Raw genomic sequence first — 26,483 nt, 5'->3', positions numbered from 1 at the left:
TACACCTACTTCTTACAATTGCTTCATCTTAGATTTTATACGCGGATCAAAAAACGCATATAAAATATCGATGAGCACATTAACCAAGGAAATGGTTATTGCAATATAGATTACTCCACCCATAATAGCCGGTATATCGGGGATAAATTGTTTATCGACAATATAGCTACCAATCCCGCTAATATTGAATACCTTCTCTGTTACAGCCGCTCCTCCAAGCATTCCACCAAACAGTAAGCCGATAACAGTGACAATCGGAATCATTGCATTTCCAATGGCGTGTTTCCAAAGCACTTGGCGTTGGTTTAAGCCTTTTGCTTTTGCAGTGATAATATAATCCTCATTTATAATTTCTAATACGGAGGAACGAGTCATCCTAGCTACTGAAGCAGTAAGTCCTGTACCAAGCACAATCACTGGCATAATAATTGATAACCAGTTTTGCGGACTATAAGTTGCAGGAAGCCATTGTAGCTTAATAGAGAAGTTCAAGATGAATATAAGTCCTTGCCAAAAGTTTGGTATGGACAATCCAATTAAAGCAATGAACATAAAGGCATAATCTAAGAAGGAGTTTTGTCTAGTTGCAGATATAATTCCTACAGGAATTGCTATTACTACTGCCATTAATAAAGAGAAGATTGCAATCATTAATGTAACTGGGAACTTATTGGCAATACTTGTTGCAACATCCTCATTACCTGTAAAGGATGCTCCTAGATCAAAGGTTGCAATTCCTTTTATTGTATTCCATAGCTGATTGAGATAAGGCAGGTCTAACCCATGCATTTGATTGAACGCAGCCATCTGTTCCTTAGTGGCACTTTCTCCTAAAAGGTTAGCAGCTGGATCAAAAGGCGATAAATATAAAATGGTGAACACCAAAACCGAAACGCCTGTTATAACAAAGATACTCATGATCAATCTTTCAAAAATAAATTTACTAAACGCATTACTATAAAGACCCAATAAAATATACATCAGTAAGCCAGGAATAAACGAAACAATTAGAAATGCAGTATTCTCTAATAAACCTAAAAAATATGTTGTATAAGTGAGTGGCTTTGTACCATTTAACTCATGTATTTCATTCATTTCATTGGATACAAGCTTTTCTACTCTATCTTCCACGAGTTTATTTATTTCTACTGTCATTTTTTCTTCATTAATTTTTTCATTAAAAAAGGCATGCTTTCGTTCATACTGCTCCTTAAACTCCTCGTATAGTTCCTCTTTTATCCCCCTTGCCACAAGTGAAGACTTTAGATCGCTATTTAAGGAAGAACTAGGATCCTTCTGCTTTTTTAGGTAAAAAAGTAGAAAGGTTATTATATGAACTGGCAAGCCAAGTAAAAATAATAAGATTCTAAAGAAAGAATGATGTTGTAGTCTTCCATAGGTCAAACTTAGTGCGTTGGAAGAAGATTTTCTTCCCATACCAAATACCCCCTCCCTATATTGTATAAATCCGAGTGGTATAGTATAGTATAGATTCGAACTACTATTAAGTCAACGCAAATAATTTGGTTCTATTAAGCGTAGGGTTAAATGCGCCATAATTGTGCGTGTTTAGTCTTCTTTTTTGTAGAAACCGCTCATATTACTTAAAATATACGCTCTCTACTGAAAGAGCATGAATCATAAATAATAAATTGAAGATTTTAATCAGATAGGTGGTTTTCATGGAAACTATTTTAAAAGTAAAAGATTTACAGATTTCTTTTTTAACAAACGACAATGAATTTGAGGCTGTTCGAGGCGTAAGCTTTGAAGTAAGAAAAGGAGAAACACTTGGCATTGTAGGAGAATCAGGTAGTGGAAAAAGTGTCACTGCCCGCTCCATCATGCGCCTGCTGCCTTCTCCCCCCTCCTTCATGAAAAATGGCTCCATTGAATTTTTAGGAGAATCTCTTGAGACAAAAACTGAAAAGGAAATGGAGAGTATTAGAGGAAGAGACATCAGTATGATTTTCCAGGATCCCATGACATCTTTAAACCCTACCATTCGAATTGGCCCACAGATTGCAGAAAGTCTTATCAAGCACCAGCAGCTTTCTAAAAAAAAGGCAAAGAACCAAGCAGTTGAAATCTTGAAGCTAGTAGGCATTAAGAATAGCGAAGAGCGCTACAACCAGTATCCTCACGAATTTTCAGGTGGTATGCGCCAAAGAGTTATGATCGCTATTGCACTTGCCTGCAAGCCAACGCTATTAATAGCAGATGAACCGACAACTGCACTAGACGTTACCATTCAGGCTCAGATTTTGAATTTAATGAAGGATATGCAGCAAAGATTTGGCACCTCCATTATTTTAATCACTCATGATTTGGGTGTAGTTGCAGGTATGTGCGATCGAGTGGCAGTTATGAAAAATGGCGAAATTGTAGAAACCGGGACAACTGAAAAGATATTTGAAAATCCTCAGCATGACTATACAAAAAAATTATTAAATGCACTTCCTCGTTTAGATGAAAGGAAGAAACCCAAGAGACCACCGCTTCGTTCCATTGGTTTAGAAAATGGCAAGCCGTTATTAGAGGTCAAATCTTTAAAGCAGCATTTCCAATTAGGCAAAGGGAATGTGCTGAAGGCCGTGGATGATATCAGCTTCTTCATCAAACCTGGAGAAACCCTTGGACTTGTAGGAGAATCTGGCTCAGGAAAATCAACTACCGGTCGGTCCATTCTTCGGTTACATGAGCCTACGGATGGAGATGTGCTTTATCAGGGAATCGCCATCAACCGTTTGAGTAAAAGTGAATTAAAAACGATGCGACGACATATGCAGATTATCTTTCAGGATCCGTATTCTTCCTTAAATCCTCGTTTAAAGGTGTTAGATATTATCGGCCAGGCATTAGATATTCATCGTTTGAGCAAAAATGCAGAGGAAAGAAAACAACGTGTAGAAGAGTTACTAAAAATGGTAGGGTTGGATTCCTCCCATGCCATGCGTTATCCACATGAGTTTTCAGGTGGGCAACGACAACGAATCGGCATTGCCCGAGCACTGGCAGTAGAGCCTGACTTTATCGTCTGTGATGAACCACTATCAGCTTTAGACGTTTCTATACAGGCACAAATTGTAGAACTACTAGAGGATTTACAGCATAGACTAGGTCTAACTTACCTTTTCATCGCACATGATCTATCTATGGTTAAGCATATTAGTGATCGGGTAGCGGTGATGTATGCTGGTAAAATTGTGGAGCTTGCGGAAAGTGAAGAGCTTTATTCTAACCCACAACATCCTTATACAAAATCCCTATTAGCAGCAATCCCTATTCCTGATCCTAAGGTAGAAGCTAAGAAAAAAAGGAAGCTTTTGGAGGAATCAAATGTAGAGGATAGATATCAATTGAAGCAATCTAAGCTTGTGGAAGTTTCCTCCGGTCACTGGGTAGCAATTCCAAATGTGAAATAACTCTTGAATTTATATTCATCCCATGATAAACTTACTTATCGCTAAATTTTGAAAATTATATATTTTTATTTCTTATCAAGAGAGACGGAGGGATTGGCCCTATGATGTCTCAGCAACCAGCCATTATAGGTGTGGTGCTAAATCCAATAGACATTTTTGTCTTGAAGATAAGAAGAATGACTTCAATCTATATTGGGGGTTCTCTTCTTATGAAGAGAGCCCTCTTTTTATTTGGCAAAATGCTTCTATTCTATATTTATCCTGAATTTTTTTATCTTAGAGTCTACTTTGTGATTTATTTTCGAAATGTTGAACCTATTAATAATAAGAGGTGAATAACAATGTCCAAAACTCACATTAATACACAATTAGTTCAATTAGGTAATCATTGTGATCCAAAAACTGGAGCAGTTAATCCTCCTATCTATTTATCCACAGCCTATAAACATCATGGTCTTGGCCAATCTACCGGCTATGACTATACTCGAACTAAAAACCCTACACGAGCTATTTTAGAGGAGGGAATAGCCAAGCTAGAGCAAGGCGATACAGGATTTTCCTGTAGTTCGGGAATGGCAGCCATTCAATTGGTCCTTTCCCTTTTCCGTTCAGGTAATGAATTGATTGCCCCAGAGGACTTATATGGAGGTACTTATCGCCTTTTCAATCAATATTCTGACTCCTATAATATTAGGACTATTTATAGTAAATTTACCTCTTACGTAGAGGTGGAATCTCTTATTACCAAAAATACGAAGGCAATCTTTCTTGAAACACCTACTAATCCGTTAATGCAAGAGATTGATATTCAGCTATACGCGGAGTTAGCTAAGAAGCATGAGTTACTTTTAATTGTGGATAATACCTTCCTAACTCCTTTTTTACAAAGGCCAATAGAACTTGGCGCAGACATTGTCATACATAGTGCTACTAAATATATCGGAGGTCACAATGATGTACTGGCTGGGTTGGTTGTATCAAAAGGCATTAAATTGGGCGAGAAATTACAGGCTAACCATAACGCAGCAGGTGCAGTCCTTTCACCATTTGATTCATGGCTGTTGATACGTGGGTTAAAAACTCTCCATCTAAGAATGAAACAGCATGAAGCAAACGCAAAGAAGTTAGTAAAATTTTTAGAGCAACAGCATTTAATAAAAGATGTTCTCTATGCAGGCAAGGGTGGCATGCTCTCCTTCCGTCTTCAAAGAAGCGAACTGGTAGGTCCTTTTTTAGAAAAGCTAAAGTTAATCATATTTGCTGAAAGTCTTGGTGGTGTGGAAAGCTTCATTACTTACCCTGCCACTCAAACACACGCAGATATACCAGAATCTGAACGGATTGCTCGGGGAGTAGATAATAGTTTATTAAGGTTTTCTGTTGGTATTGAGGAAGCGGAAGATTTAATCAATGACCTAAAGCAAGTATTTGTAGCTTTAGAGAAGGAGGTTATTGTTTAATGGAGTCTATTCATCAACAACTTGAAACTAGTTTAATTACTGCTTCAACTCGAGGTAATTATGAAAGAAGAACCGGTGCTGTGAATGTTCCAATCTATTTATCTTCTACCTTCCATCAGGAAAGTTTTGATAGCTTCGGCCCCTTTGATTATAGTCGGTCTGGTAATCCAACCAGAGAAGCATTAGAAAAAACCATAGCAGAGCTAGAGGGTGGTACGCGAGGATTTGCTTTCGCTTCTGGTCTGGCAGCGATATCAACCTCTTTAATGCTGTTATCTGCCGGAGACCATATAATCATGACGGAGGACGTTTATGGTGGCACCTTTCGCTTTGTGACAGAGGTTTTACCTCGCTTTGGTATAGAGCATTCTTTTGTTAACCTTTCTAATTTAGATGCTGTTGAGCAGGCAATTCAGTCCAATACCAAACTAATATATATAGAAACTCCCTCAAATCCGAGAGTAGGTATAACTGATATTGCCGGTATTGTAGACATAGCTAAAGCCAATAATTCTCTAACCTTTTTAGACAATACCTTCATGACACCACTCTACCAAAGGCCGCTCGAATTAGGTGTAGACGTTGTTTTGCATAGTGCAACTAAGTTCTTGTCTGGACATAGTGATATCATTGCCGGCCTTGCAGTTACAAAGGATGAGTTGCTTGGTAGCAAGTCAGGTTTTCTTCAAAATTCCTTTGGAGCCATACTGGGTGTTCAAGATTCCTATACACTCATACAGGGTATTAAAACAACAAGTGTGCGCTTCGAAAAATCTACGGAGACGGCTATTAGTTTGGTCAATTATCTAGCAAATCACCCATTAGTGGAGGAAGTTTTCTATCCTGGATTATCATCTCATCCAGGACATGAAATTCATAAAAAACAGGCGGCCAGCTCTGGTGCTATATTTTCCTTTCGTTTGCCAGGCAAGACAGCTACAAAAATATTTGTTGAAAATCTAAGAATACCTGTTTTTGCAGTAAGTTTGGGTGGAGTAGAATCTATTCTCTCCCACCCCGCTACTATGTCCCATGCAGCAATGCCTAAGGAGGAACGAGAAAAGCGTGGAATTACTGATGGACTGCTTCGCTTTTCGGTTGGGCTTGAACATGTGGATGACCTGTTAGCAGACTTTGAACAATCATTGGAAATAGTTACTACACATTATAAAGAAAGTAGGAGTTTAATATGACCAATCAATTACTAGTAAAAGCACCCTTCAAAGCAGATCATGTAGGAAGTTTCTTAAGACCAGAACGCTTAAAAAAAGCGCGAGCTCAATTTGAAGAGAAAGAGATAACTTTAGAGCTGCTAACTCAGATTGAAAATGAAGAAATTATTAAACTGGTTGAAAAACAGAAAGAAGCTGGGTTACTTTCCATTACAGACGGCGAATTCCGTCGTAAATGGTGGCATTTCGATTTCTTAGGAGGACTAGATGGTGTAGAGTTTTATGAACCCGATAAAGGCTTGTCTTTTAAGGGAGTCCAAACAAAAGCTCATGGCATTAAAGTAACAGGAAAAATTGGCTTTAGCACTCACTATATGATAGAGCATTTCAAGTTCTTAAAAGAAGTTGCAGGTGATGCTGTAGTAAAATTCACTATCCCAAGCCCGAATATGCTTTATTATAGAGCAGCATTTGAGGAAGGTGTGTATAACAACGATGAGGAAATATTCGCCGACTTGATCACAGCTTATCAAGGTTTTATCCAAGCATTATACGATGAAGGCTGTCGTTATCTACAAATCGATGATACTTCCTGGGCAACCTCCTTTTCCGAGGAAGGAATTGCTTCTTTGAAAGACAAAGGATTGTCATTAGAGCAAGCCTTGTCCTTTTCTGCACGAGCTATTAATGAGTCTATTTCAAAAAGACCTGCCGATATGCTAGTGACAATGCATATTTGTCGAGGAAATTTCCGCTCCACGTATATTACGAGCGGCAGCTATGAATTAGTATCAGAAACTATATTCGGTGGATTAGATGTGGATGGATTATTTTTAGAATTTGATGATGATCGTTCAGGTGGCTTTGAGCCATTGCGTCATGTTAACAGAAAAGACCTTTACATCGTGTTAGGGCTGATCACCTCTAAGCACGGCGAACTCGAGGAAGAGGATTTAATTAAAGCTAGAATAGAAGAGGCATCCAAATACGTACCAATTGAACAGCTTTGCTTGAGCCCTCAATGTGGGTTCTCCTCTACCGAGGAAGGCAACTTATTAACAGAAGATGAACAATGGGCGAAAATTCGCCATGTGGTGAAAATAGCACAGGATGTTTGGAAATAAGTATCCACATGTGGATAACCAAAAAATTAAGCGAGGTTGGTTGGACTAAAGTCCGGCTAACCTCTTTTAACTAAAATGAACCTTCCTTAAAGAAGGTTTTTACTTTATTTGTTGGGGTAATTATAGAGTAAGACGTTAACTTCTTTAAGGAGGAATGTATGATGAGTAAACAAGCTTATGAATATACAACAGATGATATTGTAGAGGAAACTGGAGATTATATTTGTGAATCTGGTGTAACTAGAACATTAGAAGAAGGTTCGAAGTTTCCATCATGTCCTGATACAGAAGTAGTTACTTATTGGAAGCGCTCTAATAGTCATTCTCACGCTTCTGGTCAGGAAGTTTTAGAATCTGGTCGATATGTAGACGAAGATGGAGATGAAGCATTTCTGGAGGCTGGAGCAATTTTCCCAAACTGCCCTAAATCCGGTGTTCCTACAACTTGGTCACACGCTGGATAACCAATGAGCTGATACTAGTCTTTTTAACAGACATGTATCAGCTTTTTATTATTTCAAATCATTCCAGTAGCTTTGGGCTTGCACTTCCCTCTCCTGCTGGTTCTTCCTTCTAGCTTCTTCAGAAATTAACAAAGACTCATTGATGCCATTTTTTACACCCCACTTGATAACAAAATATAGCAGGATAGAAACACCCAATATCCAAAGTAGCAATTGCCCTGTAGTCATTTAATTCACCTTACTCTCCATTTATTTGTTTCGTACAACAACTAGATAGCTTGTATTAACAACCAACATTACTAAGCACATCAATGCAATAGAAAACATTTGAGATTGCTCACTAAAGAAAGAAAATGCTACAGCCAAAATAATACTTATGAGCATGAAAAGGTTAAATAGCTGATGAGCCCTGTAGAGACCTTGTAATGTGACATATTTCTCTCCATCATCCATAGATTCCATAAACTTTTTTTCATAATCCTTTGAAGTAACACTCGGAAGGTTTCTTTCTGGGTAAATATTTCTTACGAGATTTATACCAAAAATGGAAATGACACTGCTAGCAATAAACAAGAGAATAAACCCAATTTGAAGGATTGAATTATTCGACATAAGAATAGATATCGCTACAGCTAAGATTGATAGAATCAAAGATGTATTAGCTGTTATATTCAAATCAGCAAATTTTTTGTACTTAAATTCTTCCATCAAATCCTCTTGCTCTCCAACAAACTTTTGAGCATTAACCTTTTTCAACTTTTTGATTAATAGCAGACTAGTCACTAACAAAATCAAGAGAATGGCTAAAACAATATATAATAATATATTTACTGGCTGTGCCCATGCTTCATCTATTTTATTTTTATCCATCATTATAGCAAGTGTGATAGTAAAGCCAGCTAATCCTCCAAGCAGTAAGCTAATAATAGTTGTAAATACCTTTTTCATCATTCATCCTCCCCTATCAAAAAGACGTTTTCTACAGACTCATTAAAAATTCTTGCTATTCTAACAGCAATCAAAATGGATGGCATATATTCTTCACGTTCAATCAAGCTAATCGTTTGTCTAGAAATTTTAGCTAATTTGGCTAGCTCGGTTTGATTGAGCCCCTCTCTCGCTCGCAATTCTTTTAAGCGACTTTTCACAATAATCGCCTCCTCCTTTTTAATATACATAATCATAGTCATTTTGACAACTATAATTGTCATAATGACTATGATAATTTATAATATTTAATTTTAAAAGGAGGTCGCACTAAAAGCATGCACCTCCTTTATTCTTAAAGACACTTATAAATCTCTGCAATATCTTTAAGCTTATTTATAACTAGCTCTTCCTCGTTTGCCACATGAGAACTAGCAATTGAAATAAGCTCTGCATAGTCTCCTATACAGACTGAGCTTTGTGCTTGAAGAAACATAGATACATCGTTTGCGTCGTTTCCAAATGCTATAAACTGCTTGCTCTGTACTCCAAGCTTTTGTAAACCATTCCATTTATCAACACCCAATGGACTTATATCTAAAATCTTTTCGAGTCCATGGTTATAAATCACAACTGGGAGTTCTTGGAGTTCCTTTAGTAGGCTTTCTTGATCATTGCTATGTATTATGACTACTTTTACTATTTCGTTTAACTTATGTAATTCCAATTTTTTAGCTTGTTGTTTTGGATCCAAATTCCTTTTTATAGGATGGTTTTCGTCACCTGTGTAAGCGTAGTCCCATTCGCTATCTACTAGGAACTCTGCTTTATATTTTCCTAGAAGCTGTATAATTTTTTCAGAGGTTTGCTTATCAAAATGAGTGCTTGATATAATTCGTCCCTCATTCGCTACAAATGCACCGTTACCTCCAATCATCGGTAGCTGATGAAAATGTTTAGGGAGAATAGGCAATAGATCACGAATCGGTCTTGCAGAGGCTAGAATTACTTCATGCCCCATTGCCCCTAAATCTTCCAAGGCTTTCACCATCGCATGAGTTAAGGGCTTCCCTTGAAAACAAATTGTTCCATCCAAATCAAAAACAAACTTCATCCTATATCCCTCCTCTTATAAAATAATCATAACAATTTGCTATATAATAAAAAAAGGACATATGTCCAAAAAGGAGAAAAGATGAAGATTATTCAAACCCCAACAATCATTAACCAGTATCTATCTCAATTTAATATTCAGGAGAAAATTACCTCTCCCCAAAATCTCTCTTTTCAGCTACGTCACTATAATCCAGGTGAAGCTATACTTAAAGAAGGAAATGAATTGGATGGATTATATTTTCAGGTAACCGGGAGGACAAAGGTAACCTCTAGTATAGAAACAGGAAAATCGCTGTTATTACGCTTTTGTCATCCTCATGCAATTTTTGGTGACATAGAGCTCTTGCAAAAGATAGAAATACAGTCACAGGTAGAGGCAGTAGAAGAAACCTCTTTATTATTTTTAGACAAGTTATCAGTAGAATTATATTTAATGAAGGATTCTTTATTTTTAGGGGAGCTATCTAAGCATTTATCCTATAAATTGCAAACCTGCACTACAGCATCTCGCGTAAACTTGTTGGCCACAGTGGAAGCCAGATTTGCAAGCTACTTATTAACTACTCGAGATATCCACAACTACTTTGGCAAAGAAATAACGACAAACCAAACAGAGGAAATTGCTTCTCTCATCGGAACAACTCATCGACACTTAAATCGAATTATCCTTTCATTTTTAAAGAAGAAAATAATTAAAAAAGAGAAGAAAATATAAATTGTGTTGGATTGGGGATTTTTAGAAGAGCTTTCTAATGGTGTTAAATATGAATGAGGGGATAGTCTAACGTCCCCCCCTTTAGACTATATGTTTTATGTAAGTAACCACAATGTCTTGTATGTATAAAAAGAACAACCACCCTGCTATCCCTAACAAAATGGATATAAATAGATGAAGAGAATTTTGTAAGGCCAAATATACAATAAGTAACATTACTGCGGTAGCTGGGAAACCCCATAATACACCCAAAGCAAACTTACTCAAGGCGGGGGATTGTTCTCCTTGAACATACAACCAGATAATACTTAGTAAGCTTACTAAAGGCAAAGCTGCAATAATTCCTCCATATGTAGGAAATCTCCTCGAAATCTCCGTTACAATAGCTATTATAATGGCAGAAATAACGACTTTCATTATAACGTACATTTTTTAGCTACCTCACTTAAGGTCTTGAATGCTTTCTCAATTATTATTTGTTCTTCCTTAGAAAGCTGTTCTACTATTTTCATTAATTTTTCATCATCCAGGCTTGTATTTCGATATAAAACATTTGACCCTAGCTCGGTTAAGCGTAATATGACCCTTCTATGGTCCTCTCCACTCTTCTCTTTTATTATGTATTTTTTGTCTATTAGTCTTTTCACATGTTCCGAGGCAGTATTATGCGATATTTGTAAAACCATTGCCACTTCATTTATCCCGGTATTCGGTTGTTTATCTATAAGCTGAAGTATACGTACTGCTTGATGAGTTATTTTATCCACATGTGGATAATGTAAATAAAAATAAATGTCTGTCCAATACTGATTCAATTGATTGACTTGTATGCTCATTTTTTTACCCCCTTTTATATCGTATAATACGATATAAATATAACATAAGAATAACAAAGGAACAAGTTCCTATATCTTACCTGACAAGCGAACGGGAAATTTCAGGAAGCAGCTCTCATGACTATAGCTTTTCTATTTCAACTCGATTGCAAGAGACTGAGCTTAGAAACACTTATAAAATCATAAACTATTCGATTTCTAAAAGCTTAGCTAAAGAAAACCTGGCTCCCCATCATTTAATTATTTCAGAAAAAAGATTCAACAAATGATATAGTTTTATATATTACGGATATCGAACTTATTTATATTTTTTTATTACTATTGTTACAGGTGCCAGGCACCTGTAACAATAGTAATAATATTTGGGGTGATAATAGAATGGATTTGCTTTTAATAATTTTGCCGGTCTTTATTATATTTTTTATTGGTTTTATAGGACAACGGTTGATAGGATTTGATATTAAATCTATTTCCTCTGCCGCTCTTTATTTGATGTCTCCTTTTTTAGCCTTCCGAACATTTTATACACACGAGCTATCCATAGATTATGTATATATTCTTATCGCTTGTCTTGGACTAACATTTTCTCTGTTATTAATCGCTTGGTTGTCTTCTCTTTTTATGCAAACTACGCGTTCAGAGTTGTCCGCATTGATTTTAGGAAGCGTTTTTCCGAATAGCGGTAATTATGGGGCTCCTGTAGTTCTATTCGCTTTAGGAGCAGTTGGGTTTGATTATGCTGTCGTAATTATGGTTTTCCACGGGTTAATCATTAATACGATCGGAATATTCTTTGCATCGTTAGGTGGAGAGGAAAAAGCTACATGGAAACAGGCTATTTATAAAGTGTTAAGAATGCCTTTGGCTTATGCTTCAGCACTCGGTATCTTACTCCAGTTAGTAGATATAACAGTTCCTCAAGCAGTAATGGAGGGAGTTGGCCTTGCCGCGGACGCTTCTATCCCTACAGTTATGCTTGTATTAGGTATGCAGCTTGCCGTTATTTCTAAAAAGAAGGTAGCGTATCATTTTGTATCAACAGCGACCATTATACGTATGGCAGTATCACCTTTAGTTGCAGCAGTAATTGTTTCATTTATGCCTTTAGATGATTTATATAAAACCGTATTTATTATCCAATCAGCTATGCCAACTGCTGCCAACACAACTCTCCTCGCCCTACAGTTTGGCACCGAACCGGATCTCGTTTCGTTTATGACCTTTATCACTACCATTCTAAGCATTATCACTATCCCATTAACACTATTTTTCCTAGGAATATGATTCCTTCTATTATTACAGGTGCCAGGCACCTGTAATACCAGGCACCTGTAATAATAGAACTCTATAAATTATTGCTAGTCCTTCAAGTATGAATAGGATTTGTTTTTCATAGGTTAATTTGAAGGAGTGATAACAGATGGAAAATTGGCAATTTCGAGGTAGTTATAAGCCATACGTTTCTCCACGGGACCCTTGCCCTCCTATTTTAGTTAAGAAATTTGTACTTCCTCCACAGCTATTTACTAATTTTCAACCACCAGGACTGCCGCAAAATACACCAGCAGAAGCTTTAAAGCAAGGTTCTTTATGGCCACAATTTGTTGATGGATTTTATAGGGAGGAGGGAATTTCTTGACGTCCAGCGATCACCAATGGAATTTATTGAAACAGGTTCAACAAATGGACTTTGTTGTTGTGGAACTAACACTTTACACAGATACACATCCGGATGATATGGATGCTCTAGAACAATGGAGAGAAGCTATAAAAAATGCAGCTGCTGTCAGAAAGAAATATGAAGCACAATATGGACCAATTTCATTAAATACTATTCCCTCCAAGCAGGCATTAGAGGTTGGCTGGCGATGGAACTCTACTCCATGGCCATGGCAAATTTAAGAAAGGGGATAAATAATGTGGGTTTATGAGAAAAAGCTGCTTTATCCTGTTGAGGTAACCACATGCAATCCGATGCTTGCTAGGTATCTTATGGAGCAATATGGCGGTGCTGATGGAGAGCTGGCTGCTGCATTAAGATATATGAATCAACGATATACTGTTCCTGATAAGGTAATAGGTGTTCTAACAGATATTTCTACGGAAGAGTTTTCTCATCTAGAAATGCTTGCAACGATGATTTACAAGCTGACAAAGGATGCTACTCCTGAACAATTAGAAAAAGCAGGCTTAGGAGCTCATTTTGTGAATCATGGACATTCTTTATTCTATGAAAATGCTGGTGGTGTTCCCTTTACTGCTACGTATATTCAATCTAAGGGAGACCCAATTGCTGACTTATATGAGGATATAGCAGCGGAGGAAAAAGCCCGTGCAACTTATCAATGGCTGATTGATATCTCAGATGACCCTGGTATTAATGATGCTCTTCGATTCTTAAGAGAAAGAGAAAACATTCATTCCTTACGATTTAGAGAATCTGTGGAGATACTTAAAGAAGAGCGAGACCGGAAAAAGATATTTTAATTTAAAGTGCTTGGCGACTAGTTTTCTAGTTTCTAAGCCTTTTATTTTTGCTAATTATAGTTTTAGGAATGTTACAGGTGCCTGGCACCTGTAACATTCCTGCATCTGATCGTACTTCTGTATTTTTTTGGGAGAGCTTGGTTTGTATATTCAGTTTGGCTTAGGCAACAATAACTTGAAGGATAATGTATTACTTCCGCCCAATTAAAATGGCAAGGAGGAATATAGCGAGATGAAATCATTAGTCATTAAAGTTGGAGTAGTATTCCTTGTGTTCTTTGGTATTGGTATTGGTTTCGCTACTTCTGCCAAGGATAAGGGACGACCATATTACGAAGAAAAGGGTTATGTCCTTTGGGAGATTAAAACAGATGAAAAAGTCATTGCTTTGACCTTTGATGATGGGCCACATCCTACATACACTCCGCAGGTTTTAGATTTACTGAAAAAATACGATGCCAAAGCTACCTTTTTTGTAATTGGAGAAAGAGCTGAAAAATATCCGGAAGTTGTATCTAGAATTGGGGAAGAAAACCATGAGATTGCCAACCATACGTATACCCACCCATTAAGCATTTCCCCTGCAAAGTTAAAGGAAGAATTAAAAAAAACGAATGATATTATTCACGACATTACTGGTACTTACCCAATCTTTTATCGACCGGTAGGTGGACAGTATAACGATAAAATTATTAATACAGCGATAAATGAAGGTTATAAGGTGATCATGTGGTCCTGGCATCAAGATACGGAGGATTGGAAAACCCCAGGTGTCAAAAAGATAGTGAAAAAAGTATTGTCTGGAGTTCAGCCAGGGAATATCGTTTTGTTTCATGATTCAGGAGGAGACCGCTCACAAACCATCCAAGCGTTGGAGGAAATACTACCAGAGCTTCAACAACAGGGTTATAAATTTGTCACAGTTTCTGAACTTATTGAAATTTACACTATGCCTGCTAGCCCCTAATAATACCTAGTATGAGTACAATTATCTTTTCTACTCCAGAAATAAAAGGCTTGAATCATTAAATAACTAATGATTCAAGCTTTTTTCTTAGTTTATTTATTTTTATCCTTTTCAAACAAAACAATTAATGCTGGTAGTAAAATACCACGAATCAAGAAAGTATCGAGTATAATACCTACCGCTACTATGAATCCAAAGACGAATAATAATTGTATTGGCTGAGTCATTAACACAGCAAATGTAGCTGCCAATAAAATACCAGCCGAGGAAATTACTCCACCTGTGTGCGACACAGCTATTTGAACAGCTTCCTTCACAGAATGCTTCTGTCTTTCCTCTAAGAAACGAGAGATTAAAATAATATTATAATCTATACCAAGCGCGACCAAGAATACAAAGGAATACAACGGAACACGGTTACTAATCGTATCAATGTCAAAGAATAAATTAGATAAGAACATCCCTAAACCTAATGCAGCCAAGAATGATAAAAGTATCGTTCCCATCATATAAATAGGCATCTTAATAGACTTAGTTAATACGATTAATAGGATGAAGATTAGGATAGTTTCTAGTACTACAATAACTATTAAATCACGATCATTTACAGCGCGGTCATCCACTTGAGAAGCTGTCTCTCCTGCAAAGTATAACTCGCCGTTAGCATCTATAGATGAAACAATATCCTCTTTTTCTTCTACCATCTTTTCCAGAGCATCCATTGATTCAGTAGAATAAGGACTTTCCTCAAAGGTTAGTTGATATTGAACTGCTAAGCCATCCTCTGATACACCTGTTGGACGTACAGAGCTAACTAGATCTTGTTTTTGAAGTTGCTCCAGAATGCTGGCTTGAACTTCCTCTGTAACTTCTTCCTTTGATTCAAAAAGTACAGTAGTTGGTGCTAAATCACCTTTAGCAAACTCTTCTTCCATGATTTCATAACCCATACGTGATGGCATATCTTCTGGGAATGACTTCATCGTGTCAAATTCGTATTTCAGATTGAACATATTTAAAGCCGAAACAACTAAAATAACTAATATAATAAGAGCAGCTACAATTGGTTTTCTCGCAACGAATGAACCAATTTTACTCCATAGTCTATTGACCTTCTCTTCCCCTTCCCCGTATTTAGGAATGCGTGGCCAGAATGATTTACGACCAAATAATGTGAACAATGCAGGGATTAATGTTACAGAAGCAAACATAATAACAAACATTGTTGTACCAAAGATCGGAGCAAAGTTTTTATAATCTCCGAAGTTCGCAAAGAACAATACTAGCATTGCAGCAAGCACAGTTCCACCCGCGAAGAATACAGGAATACCTGTTTCTCTCATAGCCCACTTCATCGAATCAAACTTACTATCGTAATTCTTTAGTTCTTCTCGGTAACGAGAGAAAACAAATAAAGAATAGTCTATGGTTGCTGCAAATAGCAGAATAGACATGATCGATACGGATTGGACTGCTAAGTCTAAACCACCAGCTCCCAAAATACCAAGCAATTGGTTAACTACCTGATACACAATACCAGCAGCCAATAATGGAATAATTGCTAACAATGGAGAACGATAAATAACGATTAAAAGAATTAATATGATACCAACAGTTGCTAAAATTAAAACTAAATCTGCTCTTTCAAACAAATTAGTTGTGTCTACAGCAATACCTGCTGGTCCAGTAATATATACCTCTGTCCCAGATTCTTCAGAAACAATGTCTCTAATATCTTCTAAGGATTTTTCTAATTCAGCCGTTTCTAAAGACGTTACAAAGTTTAATGGCACAACTGCTGTCCTTTTATCCTCTGAAAAGAATCCAGCTAAAGCTTGAGGTGGCAGGCTACTAAAAGGAACAACTTCCTTAACACCATTAATATTTGCAGCACTTACTTTATCCAACGCTTCCCCAAGTGCAGCAACATCGATTTCTGAGTCCTTAGATTGTAACACCAGAATAGCCGGAAGACTTTCCGCATCCTTAAAATGCTCATCAATATGATTCTGCGCAATTACTGATTGAGCATCCTCCGGTAAAGACGCTACGCTTGATACTTTATATTCTCCTGCGCTAGGTGCAAATACAGTCAGTAAGACTGTGATGGCTAGCCATACGCCAATTGTGGTCCACATCCCTTTTTTAGTGGTCACAAAATCTGTTACACTTCCTAGTAACTTTTTCAACAATTCCACTCCCTACTAGCTTATTTAAGTGACACTAGTGTCACTTTGAATAAAAAAACATTTTCATTTACATTATCCTTTTCTATCCTTTTCCTGTCAATTAATCGTGCTTGAACATCCCACCACTTAAAATTTCCTTGATAGAACCAATCCATTCTTTCTCTGGAATATTAAAATGATTAGGAATCGCAATAATTTGAAAGATCATCCCCAACAAAATAGCCGTAGGCAAATGCTCTTTAATAACTCCTTCTTTTCTTCCCAGCTCAATAAACCCTTCAAACTGCTGATACATACTAATATAGTATTCGCTTATTTTAGATTTATTATTCAATGCTCGCTTTGTTGTAGGTGCCGGGATTTGACCGATGATTTCCAACACACCGTAAATATTACTTTGCGTAAAAATAAAATCAATTAACTCATTAAATTGAGTTGGAAAATCTGCCGTTTTATTTAATTTATCAAAGTCACTTAAAAATCTAGCCATTTCATACATTAAAAACTCTGAGATAAGTTCATCCTTATTTTCATAATACTTATAAATACTTCCTCTTGAAACCTTCAACCTAGAAGCCAGCTTACTAAAAGTAAAAGCCTCATAACCATCATGGATAATTAGTTCCTTTGTTTCCTGAAAAAGATGCTCATCTGTAAATTTTCGCTCACGAGCCACATCCAACACCTCACTATTCTCTTCAGTATATTACAAAATTCTATTAGCATAAACATATACACAAAAAGATTACAGCAATGTTGCAGGTGCCAGGCACCTGCAACATTGCTGTAATCTAGTTATTTATGGTTTGCTATGGCTGTTGCAATTTGGTCAATGGAAGGGATTGTGCTTGTTTTGTTGTTTTCTGTAAGTACGGTAAATATGAGTAGTTCTCCGTCTTTTGTTTTGGCATAGCCAGCAAGTGCTTTAATGTTTTTAAGACTTCCTGTTTTCGCCATGATATTTCCTGCAGCAGGGGCTGTATTTAGTCTGTAGCGTAATGTTCCCCCAACATATCGATCCTTAGATCCAGCAATAGGTAGGCTCTTGTAATACGTGTTATACCAAGGCTCTTTTCTAATCACGTATAACAAATGAGAAAGCTCGCTAGATGTAATTTTGTTAGAATATGATAGCCCAGAGGCATCCTCGAATTTCCATTTAGAAACGTCTATCCCCACTGAAAATGCATAGTCACGCATTACCTGTAAGCCCGCGTCCCAGCTTCCTTCACCATAAACCTTTCTACCCATTTCCTTAGCTAAAATCTCTGCATGCACATTATTGCTTAACTTCATAAATGGAACGATTAAATCTTTTAAAGGCTGAGATTTTTTAGATAGTAAAGTTTTTGCGCTCGCTGGAGCTTTCCCCTTCACTAATTTAGTACTCTTGCTTAGGCTTATCCCCTTTTCAGCTAAAGATCGCTTGAAAATATCTAAAGCATACATCGTTGGGTCTTTTACAGCAATCCATTCCTTAGATCCGGATGTCCCAATAGGAGAATTCCCTGTTACAATAACTTTGTTTGTTCCCACTTCACGAGTAATTTTTAACGTATTTTTATTTCCTTTTGGTACTGTCTTGGATCTGTTGACGACCTGTAATACGCCTGTATTTGGAGTTAAGGTTACTCTTGTAGCTTTTCCATTGCTAGTCGGTTTCGCTTCTACAATCACAGAGCCCGCATCAAAGTCTCCATTTGGAGATAAGGTCAGCGCAGAAATAGGAGCTGCATAATAATAAGGCACGTCCTCTGCTAAAATACCAGCAGACAACCGAACACTCTCATACCAAGTGTCATCACCTACTAGATTTCCTGAAATGTGTTTAATACCTTTTTTAGATAAACCAGCGGCAAAATTGTCAAAATGGCTCTTCAATAACGTTGGATCTCCTTGACCCTTCAAGTAAAGATTACCTTGCAAGGTACCCTTATTTATCTTTCCATCCATTAATACAGCAGTAGAGAATTGAAAATTTTCACCTAAAGTATCCAAAGCGGCTGCGCCAGTTAATAATTTTAAGGATGAGGCAGGAGTAATGCCTTTATCCCCATTTCGCTCATAGATAACCTCTCCAGTCGATGCTTTTCTAATCGTAATACTAGTTGTTGCATTCTTCATGCGGGTATCTGCCATTATCGTATTTAATTTATTCGTTAAACTAGCATAGGATGTAGCAGCCTCTACTGATGAAGAAGCTGTAGTTGGCACTAACACAGCGCTTACTAGTAACATGATAGATACTATTGTGAAAAATAGTTTTTTCCAAACCAGCACTTTTCTACCTCCATCTTTTCTATTTTCTGTTAGTTTAACACGTAATTGTAAGATAATAAGTTAAAATATAATATATTACAAAAATACAGTCTAATTTCCTATAGTCTAACTTTTCAAGTTCTAGATATTAAAAGAAGCGGTGTAAAGTCTCCTACTCTTCTCACCCTAATCTAAAGGCCTTAAAGCTTGAGTATGTTCCAAATAAATAAACGCATTATACCGTTCACTTATTTTGGAGGGCACATAATTTCCATATGCTTCAAATGCAGGGTTATACACTACTCCAATTGCTCGGTGACCGATCCATTGGTTGAACAGATAACGATTCTCTTCATTAAAGATCAGCATCTTATCTTCTGCTCCTGCTTCATGGAGTACATCCTCCCAAGAATCCTTTCGTGCTGGGGGAACCTTTTCCTTTTTGTACGGAATACCCCATTCATCTGCTGCAACAACTGTTCCAGAGTAAGTACCAAATCCCACAGCAAATACGTTATCTTTTCTATTTTGAAGTCGAAGAATTTGACCAACGTTTAGCATACCTGCATCTTTCATATCTGTAGCTGAAGCATCACCAATATGCGTATTATGCTCCCAAATAATTATTTTTGCATTCTTTCCATCATAATCCATTATTTCATTGATCGCTTCTACCATATGTTCATCCCGCACATTCCAAGACAGGTTATCACTTCGAACCATCGCTCGGTAATACTCCTCTGCATTTTGTGTAACCATAGCGTTCATCTTTAAATTTAAGTCATTTTCTTCCTCGTCTTTAAAATTGTCTTCATGTGCCCTAATGGACTTGATAAGCTTTGACACTTCTTCTATGCACGCTTCCGAAATATCTAACGTCGATAGCGCGTACGTTTCCGGATGACGGTTAAACGGTTCAAAACAAGAAAAGGCTCTTTGAGCAAATTGTAGCTCCACTCCATTTGGATCGGTTTCCTTCAAATAACGAATGACTTCATCTAAGGATTCCCATAGACTATAGACATCTATTCCATAGAATCCCACTTTGTCTTCCTTAACCTTTTTGTCATTATAAGTCCTTAACCATGACGTAAATTCTGTAATTTCTTCATTTGCCCACATCCAAGCTGGCCATCGTTCAAATGCAGACTGGAGCATTTCTTTAACATTGGAATATTTACTGTAACCTTTTACAAATCGGTTAACCTGCTGGGTGGAGGGCCAGTCCCCCTCAACTGCTATCAACGTAAAACCTTTTTCTTTTATTAACCTTTTGGAAATCTCTGCTCTTACTTTATAAAATTCCGAGGTTCCGTGACTCGCCTCTCCAAGTAAAACAATTTTAGCTTCCCCAATTGCCTCTAAAAGAGGGTTAAAGTCCTCATTCATAGATAGTGGTAAAGCATACCTTTGAATAGACTCCTTTAAATTCTTCAATAAAAGCACTCCTCTCCCATAAAGTTTGAGTAATCTAAAATTATTTTATTCCATTTTAAATTCTAAGTAGAAATTAAACGAATTTATGGTATGATATTGTAAATTAAATGCGACGAAGAGAAGAGTAAGTAATTTAAAGTCTTCCAAAGAGAGTCCCCGTAGCTGAAAAGGGATGAAGAAGAAATTACTGAAACAAGCCTCTGAGCTTCACATAGGACCTGTTCTATACGGGGTATGATGTGACGGGTGCTCCTGTTATAGAGCTAAAGTATAAGCATATTCTATGCCGTACTTGAAAAGGTTCCATTGGTGACAATGGAACAAACTGGGGTGGCACCACGACATGATAATCTCGTCCCCAAGACAAACGTCTTGGGGGTGGGATTTTTTTATTTGTAAATAATTATCATGTCGGGAGGAATATAAATGAGTAATCGAAAAACAAGAACACTCTATTTAGGTGTAGTGGGGCTTGCAAACATTGGAGGCTGGATTTATTTACTTGCCCTCAATTTAATTATTTTGGAGAAAACCGGGTCTGTATTAGCCGTTACTGGATTATATATAATTAAACCATTTGCTAGTATGTTAATAGGGCCTTGGGCTGGAAGTGTAATCGACCGAGTATCTACAAAGCATTTAATGATATTTTTAGATTTACTACGAGCCCTTCTTGTAGGGTCATTGCTCTTGGTCGATTCGCTATGGGCAATCTATGTGATGGTTTTATTTATTCAAATGGCTGGTGCTATGTTTGAAACAAGCTCATTTACTTATATGACTTTATTGCTACCAGAAGAGGAGCGAAACAAATTTAATGCCTTGCTAAGCTTTGTTCATTCAGGTGCCTTTGTGACGGGTCCCTTCCTAGCTGGGATTCTATTTATGCTTGCCCCACTTGAGTTTTCTCTATTAGTAAATATTATTATTTTTATTTGTTGCGGCATATGGACTTCGTTCTTGCCCAATAAACTCAATGCTACAATAGAAGCAAAAAAACACCTCGATTTAAAAGAGGTGCGAGAAGATTGGTTATTAGTTTGGAAGTTCAGTAAAAAATCATTACCCTTTTTCTTAATTTATATGACTTTCCAAGGAACAATGCTGTTGACTGCTGCATTAGACTCTACTGAAGTTGCATTTGCTAAAGAGGTTCTCTCCCTCACGGACGCTGCTTATGGCTCACTTGTAAGCATAGGAGGAGTAGGCTTTCTATTAGGCGCCATATGTACGAATCTATTAGTAAGATTTCTTTCACCTAAAGCTTTAATGAGCGTTGGGACACTTTTAGTAGCAACTGGATATTTAATTTATAGTATTTCTACTACCTATTTTGTTGCAAGTCTCGGATTTCTAATCTTGTCATTTTTTCTTTCAATAGCCAATACCGGTTATATGACGTTTATACAATCTCATATCGACTCTAATATGATGGGAAGAATCTCAAGCTTATATGAAATGGCTTCCAGCTTCGTTCAAATGATTGCAGTATTGCTTTTTGGTATATTCGCAGGCTGGATATCTGTCAAAGCTGTTGTTATTGGCGGCTCCTTGCTCATGCTCATCGTGTCATGCTATCTATTAACTGTTGTATGGAAGTTCTCTAACCAAAAGATAATAGATAACATTTAACCATTTTTTACGCAGGAAAAGGCTAATACAACAGGTATCCTTTGCCTTCTCTTAAATTCTTCCTCACTCGAGAAGTGCTCACGCTTAGGTGTACCTTCGCGTAATTCCAAGATAGTAAAGCCTTCTTCACGTAACGCTGTAAAGTATTGTTCAATTGTGCGGTGAAATTTCACCACAACATGATCAATCCAAGGTTCTTCTCTTTCACCATCTATAAAATAATTGTCCACAATCCAATTCTCACGTCTCTCTCCTGTTTGCTTGCTTAAAAAGGAAGATGTCGTGAGAGGATGTTGGACACTAAACACTAATTTTCCATTATTCTTTAGACTCTTATGTATAGAGCGGAATAACTCATTTATATTAGACACATAATGTATAGCAAATCTCGAAGTAACTAAGTCAAACGAGTTCTCCGGGTAAGAATAGGATTCCATTGTATTCAAAATCACTTCTCCGTTTGTGTCTTTTAAATTTGTTGTCGCAACATCTGCCATTTTTCTGGATCCCTCAACACCTGTATACTTAGCTGCCCCATCTCGTAATAATTCCTTACCAAATAAACCATCACCACAGCCTAAATCTAATATGGACTTATTCTTAAAATTACCTACTAGCTCAAACATAACTGGTCCTTCAATTGCATTATTTGGACTATCCGGTCGACCTCTTCTATTTAAATAATTCGTAAAAAAATCTGGCTGATTATAAACATCTGACCCTTTATGTGACATACAATAACCTCCCAATAATTATAGTAAAATAGCGGTACATCAAAGTTTAGATAACGAGCAGAAAATGGTACGATGAGGGAATAAAATAAGGTTTATTTCAATTTAGAAAGAACAGGTGAGTTATGAAAAAGAAAAAAGTAAATCTCTCACAAAAACAATGGATACTATTAGGCGGATTTCTATTCCTGTTATTCTTTTTCCTATTTAACCAAGACCTGATCAATATTCTCTTAAAAGGAGATGTAGATAAAGCAAAAGAATTTTTAGACAAAAACATTGGCTATGCCTTATTTTTCATGGGACTGGTCATGCTTATTCAAAATTCATTTACTGTATTTCCTCTAATCTTAGTTATAACGATTAATATTACTTTATTTGGTTTTATAAACGGATTTTTATGGAGCTGGTTTACTAGTGTTATTGCTTCCATCATTGTTTTTTATGGAGTTCGATACATTTTCCAAAGTATGATTATTCATAAGTTTAATACAAAAGTAATTGAAAAAATAGACGTAAATGGATTTGCTTACGTTTTTCAAGCTAGACTGTTTCCTTTCGTTCCAACAAGCCTGGTGAATATATTAGGTGGGCTAAGTACTTTACGAATTTTTCCTTTTACCATCGCAACAACAGTTGGTAATTTCATATACTTCTTTGTGCTTGCTCTAATCCCCGCTGGAATTTTGTCTGCAGATTTAGATGAATATTTGATTTTAGGCATTATATTTGTATCTATTGCCTTATATTACGTATTTAAGCACATAAAGCATAAACGAAAGCCACTTGCTGAGTCTGAAAATAGTGAGTAATCATACGCGCATATGAAAAGCGCAATTTCTCTTGCAACATTGGGTCTCCTTATTACGCATCTTCAAAAAACTTAAAAAGAGGATGGCTGTGACTAATTTCCGGCCACCCTCTTTTTTTAATGGCTCTGCTAAAGGTAAAGGTAGAAGTTGTTTTTCGTAAAATGGTAATATGACAAATTCTCTACATCTAATAAAACTAATCACTATGTACTTTAAAAATCTTAAGGATTCTTAAGTATTTTTCCTACTGTTTCTTTAGGTTTGAAATGTATTCTAAAGCGGTAGAAAATTCAAACCTATGGAGTGATAGTGTACATGAGAGCTTTCAGTTTTATTTTTCAATATTTATTAAACCCTAGGGAGATTGGTGCAGTCTTGCCAAGTTCAAATTATCTTGCGGAAAAAATGGTAGATAGTATTGATTTTTATAATGCAAAATACATCGTAGAATTGGGTCCGGGTACAGGAGTTTTTACAAATAAGATTATTAAAAGCAGAATTGAACATACGGTTGTTATGTTGATTGAGAGCAATAAAGAGTTTTGTATGTTATTAGAAGAAAGGTATAAGTACGAAAGGAATCTGATTATTATTCATGGTTCTGCTGAGGATATCAACAAGTATACAAAGGACTTTAATATCCCATATCTAGATTATGTAGTTTCTGGTCTTCCTTTTGCAAGTTTGCCAAAAAGTGTCTCAAGAGATATATTAATTAATACGAAAAATCTGTTAAGGAAAAATGGGATTTTTATTACTTTCCAATATACATTATTTAAGAAAGGACTTATTGGTCACTATTTTAAGCATATTAATATAACACGTGAGTATAGAAATATTCCCCCAGCATATGTATTCGGTTGTAGTAATTAATATATGGAGAATCTTATAGAAGGTGTGAATTGATTTGAATGGAAAGGTCTTAATTGTTGATGATGATCTAGAAATTAGAAATCTAATTTCCATCTATTTAGAAAATGAAGGGCTAGAAATAACCAAGGCGAGCGACGCCCTAGAAGCATTGGAATTATTGGAAGCCCATAATTATGATTTGATTATTTTGGATATTATGATGCCTAAAATGGATGGAATCGAGGCATGTTTGAAAATTAGGGAAGCACGTAATATGCCTATCATCATGCTATCAGCTAAATCCGAGGATATCGATAAAATTAAAGGGCTGGTTTCTGGTGCAGATGATTATCTAAGCAAACCGTTTAACCCATTAGAATTAATAGCCAGGGTCAAATCTCAACTCAGAAGGTATAAAAAATATAATATTGAAACAGAAAGTAATAAGAGTGTTATTAAAATTGTTGATTTAACGATAAATACAGATACTCGCCAAGTGTGGATTAAGAGTAGCGAAGTAAGGCTTACACCAAAAGAATTTGATATCCTTGAACTTCTCGCACGTAATAAGGGCATTGTCCTAAGCGTCGAGAAAATATATGAAGCTGTTTGGAAAGAGAATTACTTTAAATCTGATAACACTGTAATGGTTCATATATATTATTTTATTTGGATAACTACTGTTATCTTAACTTTTATTATAAGTCTTTTAGTAATGATTCGTAGAAAAATAAAATACCTTCAACATATTACAGATAGTGTTCAAACCATTGCAAATGGAAAACTGGGTACTACTATTGAAATTAAGGGAAATGATGAGTTAAGTCAACTTGCTAAAAATATCAACTATATGTCAAAAGAGTTGAAAAGTAAGTTCGAACATGAGAGGCAAATAGTGAGTGCAAAAAATGAACTTATTACAAATATTTCTCACGATTTGCGTACACCTTTAACTTCTATCATTGGATATGTAGATTTGTTGAGAAAAAAAGAATATAGAGATGACGAACAATTATATGATTATTTGGAAACCATTTATTCTAAATCACAAAATTTCAGCAAACTTATTAATGAACTATTTGAATACACCAAACTTACAAGTCCTGATCTAAAATTAAACTTTACTGAAGTTGAGTTAGGCGGATTATTAGAACAAATATTAGGAGAATACATGCCAATTTTAGAAAAGGAAGGTCTGGACATTCAAAAATCGATAACTGAAGAAGATATACACGTATCGATGGATATTGAAAAAATAGTGCGTGTCTATGATAATCTTCTAATGAATGTTATAAAATACAGCAAGAAACCCTCTATATTAAAAGTAGATCTTCATATAGTTGGCATAAAAGCTATTTTTACTATATCCAATCAAGTAGAGAACTTACCAGTACAAGACGTTAATAAATTATTTGAACGCTTTTATCGAGGAGATATGGCAAGGAAGGAAGATGGAGGGTCTGGTATTGGACTTGCCATATCTAAAAGGATTATAGAGCTTCATGGTGGAACAATTGATGCTAATTATAGAGAAGGTTGGTTAACCTTTACAATTGAAAATATCATTAAAGAATAATTTCTTATGGGAAACGGCGAACTGGATATTGTTCGAATTTTTTTAGTGGATTTATTAAAATGGAATGGTGAAAGTTGATTTATGATGAAGAATTATAGTCTTAATACTATTCATAGCTAAATTTCCAAATAGTTAAACTGGATTGTGAAAGAACGCACTTATACTAACGGTTGCCTTAGTAAAATAAAATGAGCTTGGAGATACATATCCCAGCTCATTTTTTATGCACATTTTTAAAACTAACTTTAACATAGCCTTTTTCATTTATTGGTTTTATCTATCCTTAACTAATCAATTAAGTT

Annotated in this window: 27 protein-coding genes, 1 pseudogene, 1 riboswitch and 1 other annotated feature; of the genes and pseudogenes, 16 read left to right on the top strand and 12 right to left on the bottom strand. The window is 36.2% G+C overall.

All coding sequences use genetic code 11. The features are described from left to right. Positions 1-12: 12 nt before the first annotated feature. Positions 13-1,437: an ABC transporter permease subunit gene (locus tag MKY94_RS02495; protein WP_144539980.1), complete on the bottom strand. Its 1,425-nt coding sequence runs from the start codon at positions 1,435-1,437 to the stop codon at positions 13-15. 245 nt (positions 1,438-1,682) lie between these two features. On the opposite strand from MKY94_RS02495, the gene MKY94_RS02490 reads away from it, so the two are divergent. From MKY94_RS02490 to MKY94_RS02470, 5 genes are all read left to right on the top strand, one after another. After that, a complete protein-coding gene (locus MKY94_RS02490; protein ID WP_154311623.1) occupies positions 1,683-3,425 on the top strand; it encodes an ABC transporter ATP-binding protein in 1,743 nt (580 codons plus the stop codon). A 69-nt stretch (positions 3,426-3,494) separates the two neighbouring features. Next, positions 3,495-3,599, top strand: a riboswitch (SAM riboswitch). A gap of 167 nt (positions 3,600-3,766) precedes the next feature. Then, entirely contained in the window at positions 3,767-4,885 is a 1,119-nt protein-coding gene (locus MKY94_RS02485) for a methionine biosynthesis PLP-dependent protein (RefSeq protein ID WP_342577945.1), read from the top strand. After that, a complete protein-coding gene (locus MKY94_RS02480; protein ID WP_342577944.1) occupies positions 4,885-6,078 on the top strand; it encodes an aminotransferase class I/II-fold pyridoxal phosphate-dependent enzyme in 1,194 nt (397 codons plus the stop codon). The genes MKY94_RS02485 and MKY94_RS02480 overlap by 1 nt, the downstream gene beginning before the upstream one ends. Next, the gene (locus MKY94_RS02475; protein WP_342577943.1) at positions 6,075-7,181 is read left to right on the top strand and encodes a 5-methyltetrahydropteroyltriglutamate--homocysteine S-methyltransferase; all 1,107 of its coding nucleotides are present in this window, start codon (positions 6,075-6,077) and stop codon (positions 7,179-7,181) included. Before MKY94_RS02480 ends, MKY94_RS02475 begins: the two co-directional genes overlap by 4 nt. A gap of 158 nt (positions 7,182-7,339) precedes the next feature. After that, positions 7,340-7,645, top strand: coding sequence for a hypothetical protein (locus tag MKY94_RS02470; protein WP_342577942.1), 306 nt, complete (start codon positions 7,340-7,342; stop codon positions 7,643-7,645). A 48-nt stretch (positions 7,646-7,693) separates the two neighbouring features. Here MKY94_RS02470 and MKY94_RS02465 read toward each other — a convergent pair whose 3' ends face one another. The 4 genes from MKY94_RS02465 to MKY94_RS02450 form a co-directional block, all read right to left on the bottom strand. Next, positions 7,694-7,873, bottom strand: a complete 180-nt coding sequence (locus tag MKY94_RS02465; protein ID WP_144539991.1) for a DUF6019 family protein — start codon at positions 7,871-7,873, stop codon at positions 7,694-7,696. A gap of 21 nt (positions 7,874-7,894) precedes the next feature. Beyond that, the gene (locus tag MKY94_RS02460; RefSeq protein WP_342577941.1) at positions 7,895-8,593 is read right to left on the bottom strand and encodes a DUF3169 family protein; all 699 of its coding nucleotides are present in this window, start codon (positions 8,591-8,593) and stop codon (positions 7,895-7,897) included. Beyond that, positions 8,593-8,793 (bottom strand): helix-turn-helix transcriptional regulator, encoded by a 201-nt coding sequence (locus tag MKY94_RS02455; protein WP_144539995.1) that lies wholly within the window; start codon positions 8,791-8,793, stop codon positions 8,593-8,595. The genes MKY94_RS02460 and MKY94_RS02455 overlap by 1 nt, the downstream gene beginning before the upstream one ends. A gap of 134 nt (positions 8,794-8,927) precedes the next feature. Beyond that, positions 8,928-9,686 (bottom strand): HAD family hydrolase, encoded by a 759-nt coding sequence (locus MKY94_RS02450; protein ID WP_342577940.1) that lies wholly within the window; start codon positions 9,684-9,686, stop codon positions 8,928-8,930. An 81-nt stretch (positions 9,687-9,767) separates the two neighbouring features. Here MKY94_RS02450 and MKY94_RS02445 point away from each other — a divergent pair, with 81 nt between their 5' ends. After that, positions 9,768-10,403: a Crp/Fnr family transcriptional regulator gene (locus MKY94_RS02445; protein WP_342577939.1), complete on the top strand. Its 636-nt coding sequence runs from the start codon at positions 9,768-9,770 to the stop codon at positions 10,401-10,403. Positions 10,404-10,484: 81 nt separating this feature from the next. Here MKY94_RS02445 and MKY94_RS02440 read toward each other — a convergent pair whose 3' ends face one another. Beyond that, positions 10,485-10,832, bottom strand: a complete 348-nt coding sequence (locus MKY94_RS02440) for a DUF3147 family protein (protein ID WP_144539999.1) — start codon at positions 10,830-10,832, stop codon at positions 10,485-10,487. Continuing rightward, positions 10,820-11,239: a MarR family winged helix-turn-helix transcriptional regulator gene (locus MKY94_RS02435; protein ID WP_186318225.1), complete on the bottom strand. Its 420-nt coding sequence runs from the start codon at positions 11,237-11,239 to the stop codon at positions 10,820-10,822. The genes MKY94_RS02440 and MKY94_RS02435 overlap by 13 nt, the downstream gene beginning before the upstream one ends. Before the next feature lie 378 nt (positions 11,240-11,617). Between MKY94_RS02435 and MKY94_RS02430 the strand changes: the two genes are divergently transcribed. The 5 genes from MKY94_RS02430 to MKY94_RS02410 all read left to right on the top strand — a co-directional run bounded on the left by MKY94_RS02430 (position 11,618) and on the right by MKY94_RS02410 (position 14,693). Beyond that, complete coding sequence (locus MKY94_RS02430; RefSeq protein WP_340844058.1) at positions 11,618-12,523, top strand: AEC family transporter; 906 nt, start codon at positions 11,618-11,620, stop codon at positions 12,521-12,523. A 136-nt stretch (positions 12,524-12,659) separates the two neighbouring features. Beyond that, positions 12,660-12,878 (top strand): spore coat associated protein CotJA, encoded by a 219-nt coding sequence (locus MKY94_RS02425; RefSeq protein WP_144540003.1) that lies wholly within the window; start codon positions 12,660-12,662, stop codon positions 12,876-12,878. Next, positions 12,875-13,141, top strand: a complete 267-nt coding sequence (locus MKY94_RS02420) for a spore coat protein CotJB (protein ID WP_144540005.1) — start codon at positions 12,875-12,877, stop codon at positions 13,139-13,141. The genes MKY94_RS02425 and MKY94_RS02420 overlap by 4 nt, the downstream gene beginning before the upstream one ends. Before the next feature lie 15 nt (positions 13,142-13,156). Beyond that, entirely contained in the window at positions 13,157-13,726 is a 570-nt protein-coding gene (locus MKY94_RS02415) for a manganese catalase family protein (RefSeq protein ID WP_144540007.1), read from the top strand. Positions 13,727-13,958: 232 nt separating this feature from the next. Further along, a complete protein-coding gene (locus tag MKY94_RS02410; RefSeq protein WP_144540009.1) occupies positions 13,959-14,693 on the top strand; it encodes a polysaccharide deacetylase family protein in 735 nt (244 codons plus the stop codon). Between the two features lie 92 nt (positions 14,694-14,785). Here MKY94_RS02410 and MKY94_RS02405 read toward each other — a convergent pair whose 3' ends face one another. The 4 genes from MKY94_RS02405 to MKY94_RS02390 all read right to left on the bottom strand — a co-directional run bounded on the left by MKY94_RS02405 (position 14,786) and on the right by MKY94_RS02390 (position 20,587). After that, positions 14,786-16,882, bottom strand: coding sequence for an MMPL family transporter (locus MKY94_RS02405; RefSeq protein WP_340844057.1), 2,097 nt, complete (start codon positions 16,880-16,882; stop codon positions 14,786-14,788). A 100-nt stretch (positions 16,883-16,982) separates the two neighbouring features. Then, a complete protein-coding gene (locus tag MKY94_RS02400) occupies positions 16,983-17,558 on the bottom strand; it encodes a TetR/AcrR family transcriptional regulator (RefSeq protein ID WP_342577938.1) in 576 nt (191 codons plus the stop codon). Between the two features lie 119 nt (positions 17,559-17,677). Beyond that, a complete protein-coding gene (dacB, locus tag MKY94_RS02395) occupies positions 17,678-19,120 on the bottom strand; it encodes a D-alanyl-D-alanine carboxypeptidase/D-alanyl-D-alanine-endopeptidase (protein WP_342577937.1) in 1,443 nt (480 codons plus the stop codon). Between the two features lie 207 nt (positions 19,121-19,327). Beyond that, positions 19,328-20,587 carry an erythromycin esterase family protein gene (locus MKY94_RS02390; RefSeq protein WP_342577936.1) on the bottom strand — a complete coding sequence of 420 codons (1,260 nt, stop codon included), beginning with the start codon at positions 20,585-20,587 and terminating at the stop codon, positions 19,328-19,330. Positions 20,588-20,681: 94 nt separating this feature from the next. Beyond that, positions 20,682-20,941 (top strand) — a binding site (T-box leader). A 63-nt stretch (positions 20,942-21,004) separates the two neighbouring features. On the opposite strand from MKY94_RS02390, the gene MKY94_RS02385 reads away from it, so the two are divergent. Next, a complete protein-coding gene (locus MKY94_RS02385) occupies positions 21,005-22,210 on the top strand; it encodes an MFS transporter (RefSeq protein WP_342577935.1) in 1,206 nt (401 codons plus the stop codon). Here MKY94_RS02385 and MKY94_RS02380 read toward each other — a convergent pair. Next, entirely contained in the window at positions 22,207-22,944 is a 738-nt protein-coding gene (locus tag MKY94_RS02380) for a class I SAM-dependent methyltransferase (protein WP_340844053.1), read from the bottom strand. The genes MKY94_RS02385 and MKY94_RS02380 overlap by 4 nt on opposite strands. Before the next feature lie 122 nt (positions 22,945-23,066). On the opposite strand from MKY94_RS02380, the gene MKY94_RS02375 reads away from it, so the two are divergent. The 4 genes and pseudogenes from MKY94_RS02375 (at position 23,067) to MKY94_RS02360 (ending at position 26,181) form a co-directional block, all read left to right on the top strand. Continuing rightward, positions 23,067-23,753 carry a VTT domain-containing protein gene (locus MKY94_RS02375; RefSeq protein WP_340844052.1) on the top strand — a complete coding sequence of 229 codons (687 nt, stop codon included), beginning with the start codon at positions 23,067-23,069 and terminating at the stop codon, positions 23,751-23,753. Between the two features lie 315 nt (positions 23,754-24,068). Continuing rightward, positions 24,069-24,626 carry an rRNA adenine N-6-methyltransferase family protein gene (locus MKY94_RS02370; RefSeq protein ID WP_342577934.1) on the top strand — a complete coding sequence of 186 codons (558 nt, stop codon included), beginning with the start codon at positions 24,069-24,071 and terminating at the stop codon, positions 24,624-24,626. A 34-nt stretch (positions 24,627-24,660) separates the two neighbouring features. Then, positions 24,661-25,263: pseudogene (locus MKY94_RS02365) on the top strand (response regulator transcription factor); the annotation flags it as partial. Next, positions 25,252-26,181, top strand: a complete 930-nt coding sequence (locus MKY94_RS02360; RefSeq protein WP_342578646.1) for a HAMP domain-containing sensor histidine kinase — start codon at positions 25,252-25,254, stop codon at positions 26,179-26,181. The pseudogene MKY94_RS02365 and the gene MKY94_RS02360, both read left to right, overlap by 12 nt. Positions 26,182-26,483 lie beyond the last annotated feature (302 nt).

The organism is Psychrobacillus sp. FSL K6-2843 (assembly GCF_038626375.1).
Lineage (GTDB): Bacteria > Bacillota > Bacilli > Bacillales_A > Planococcaceae > Psychrobacillus > Psychrobacillus faecigallinarum.
This window is presented reverse-complemented; position numbering and strand designations above follow the sequence as displayed.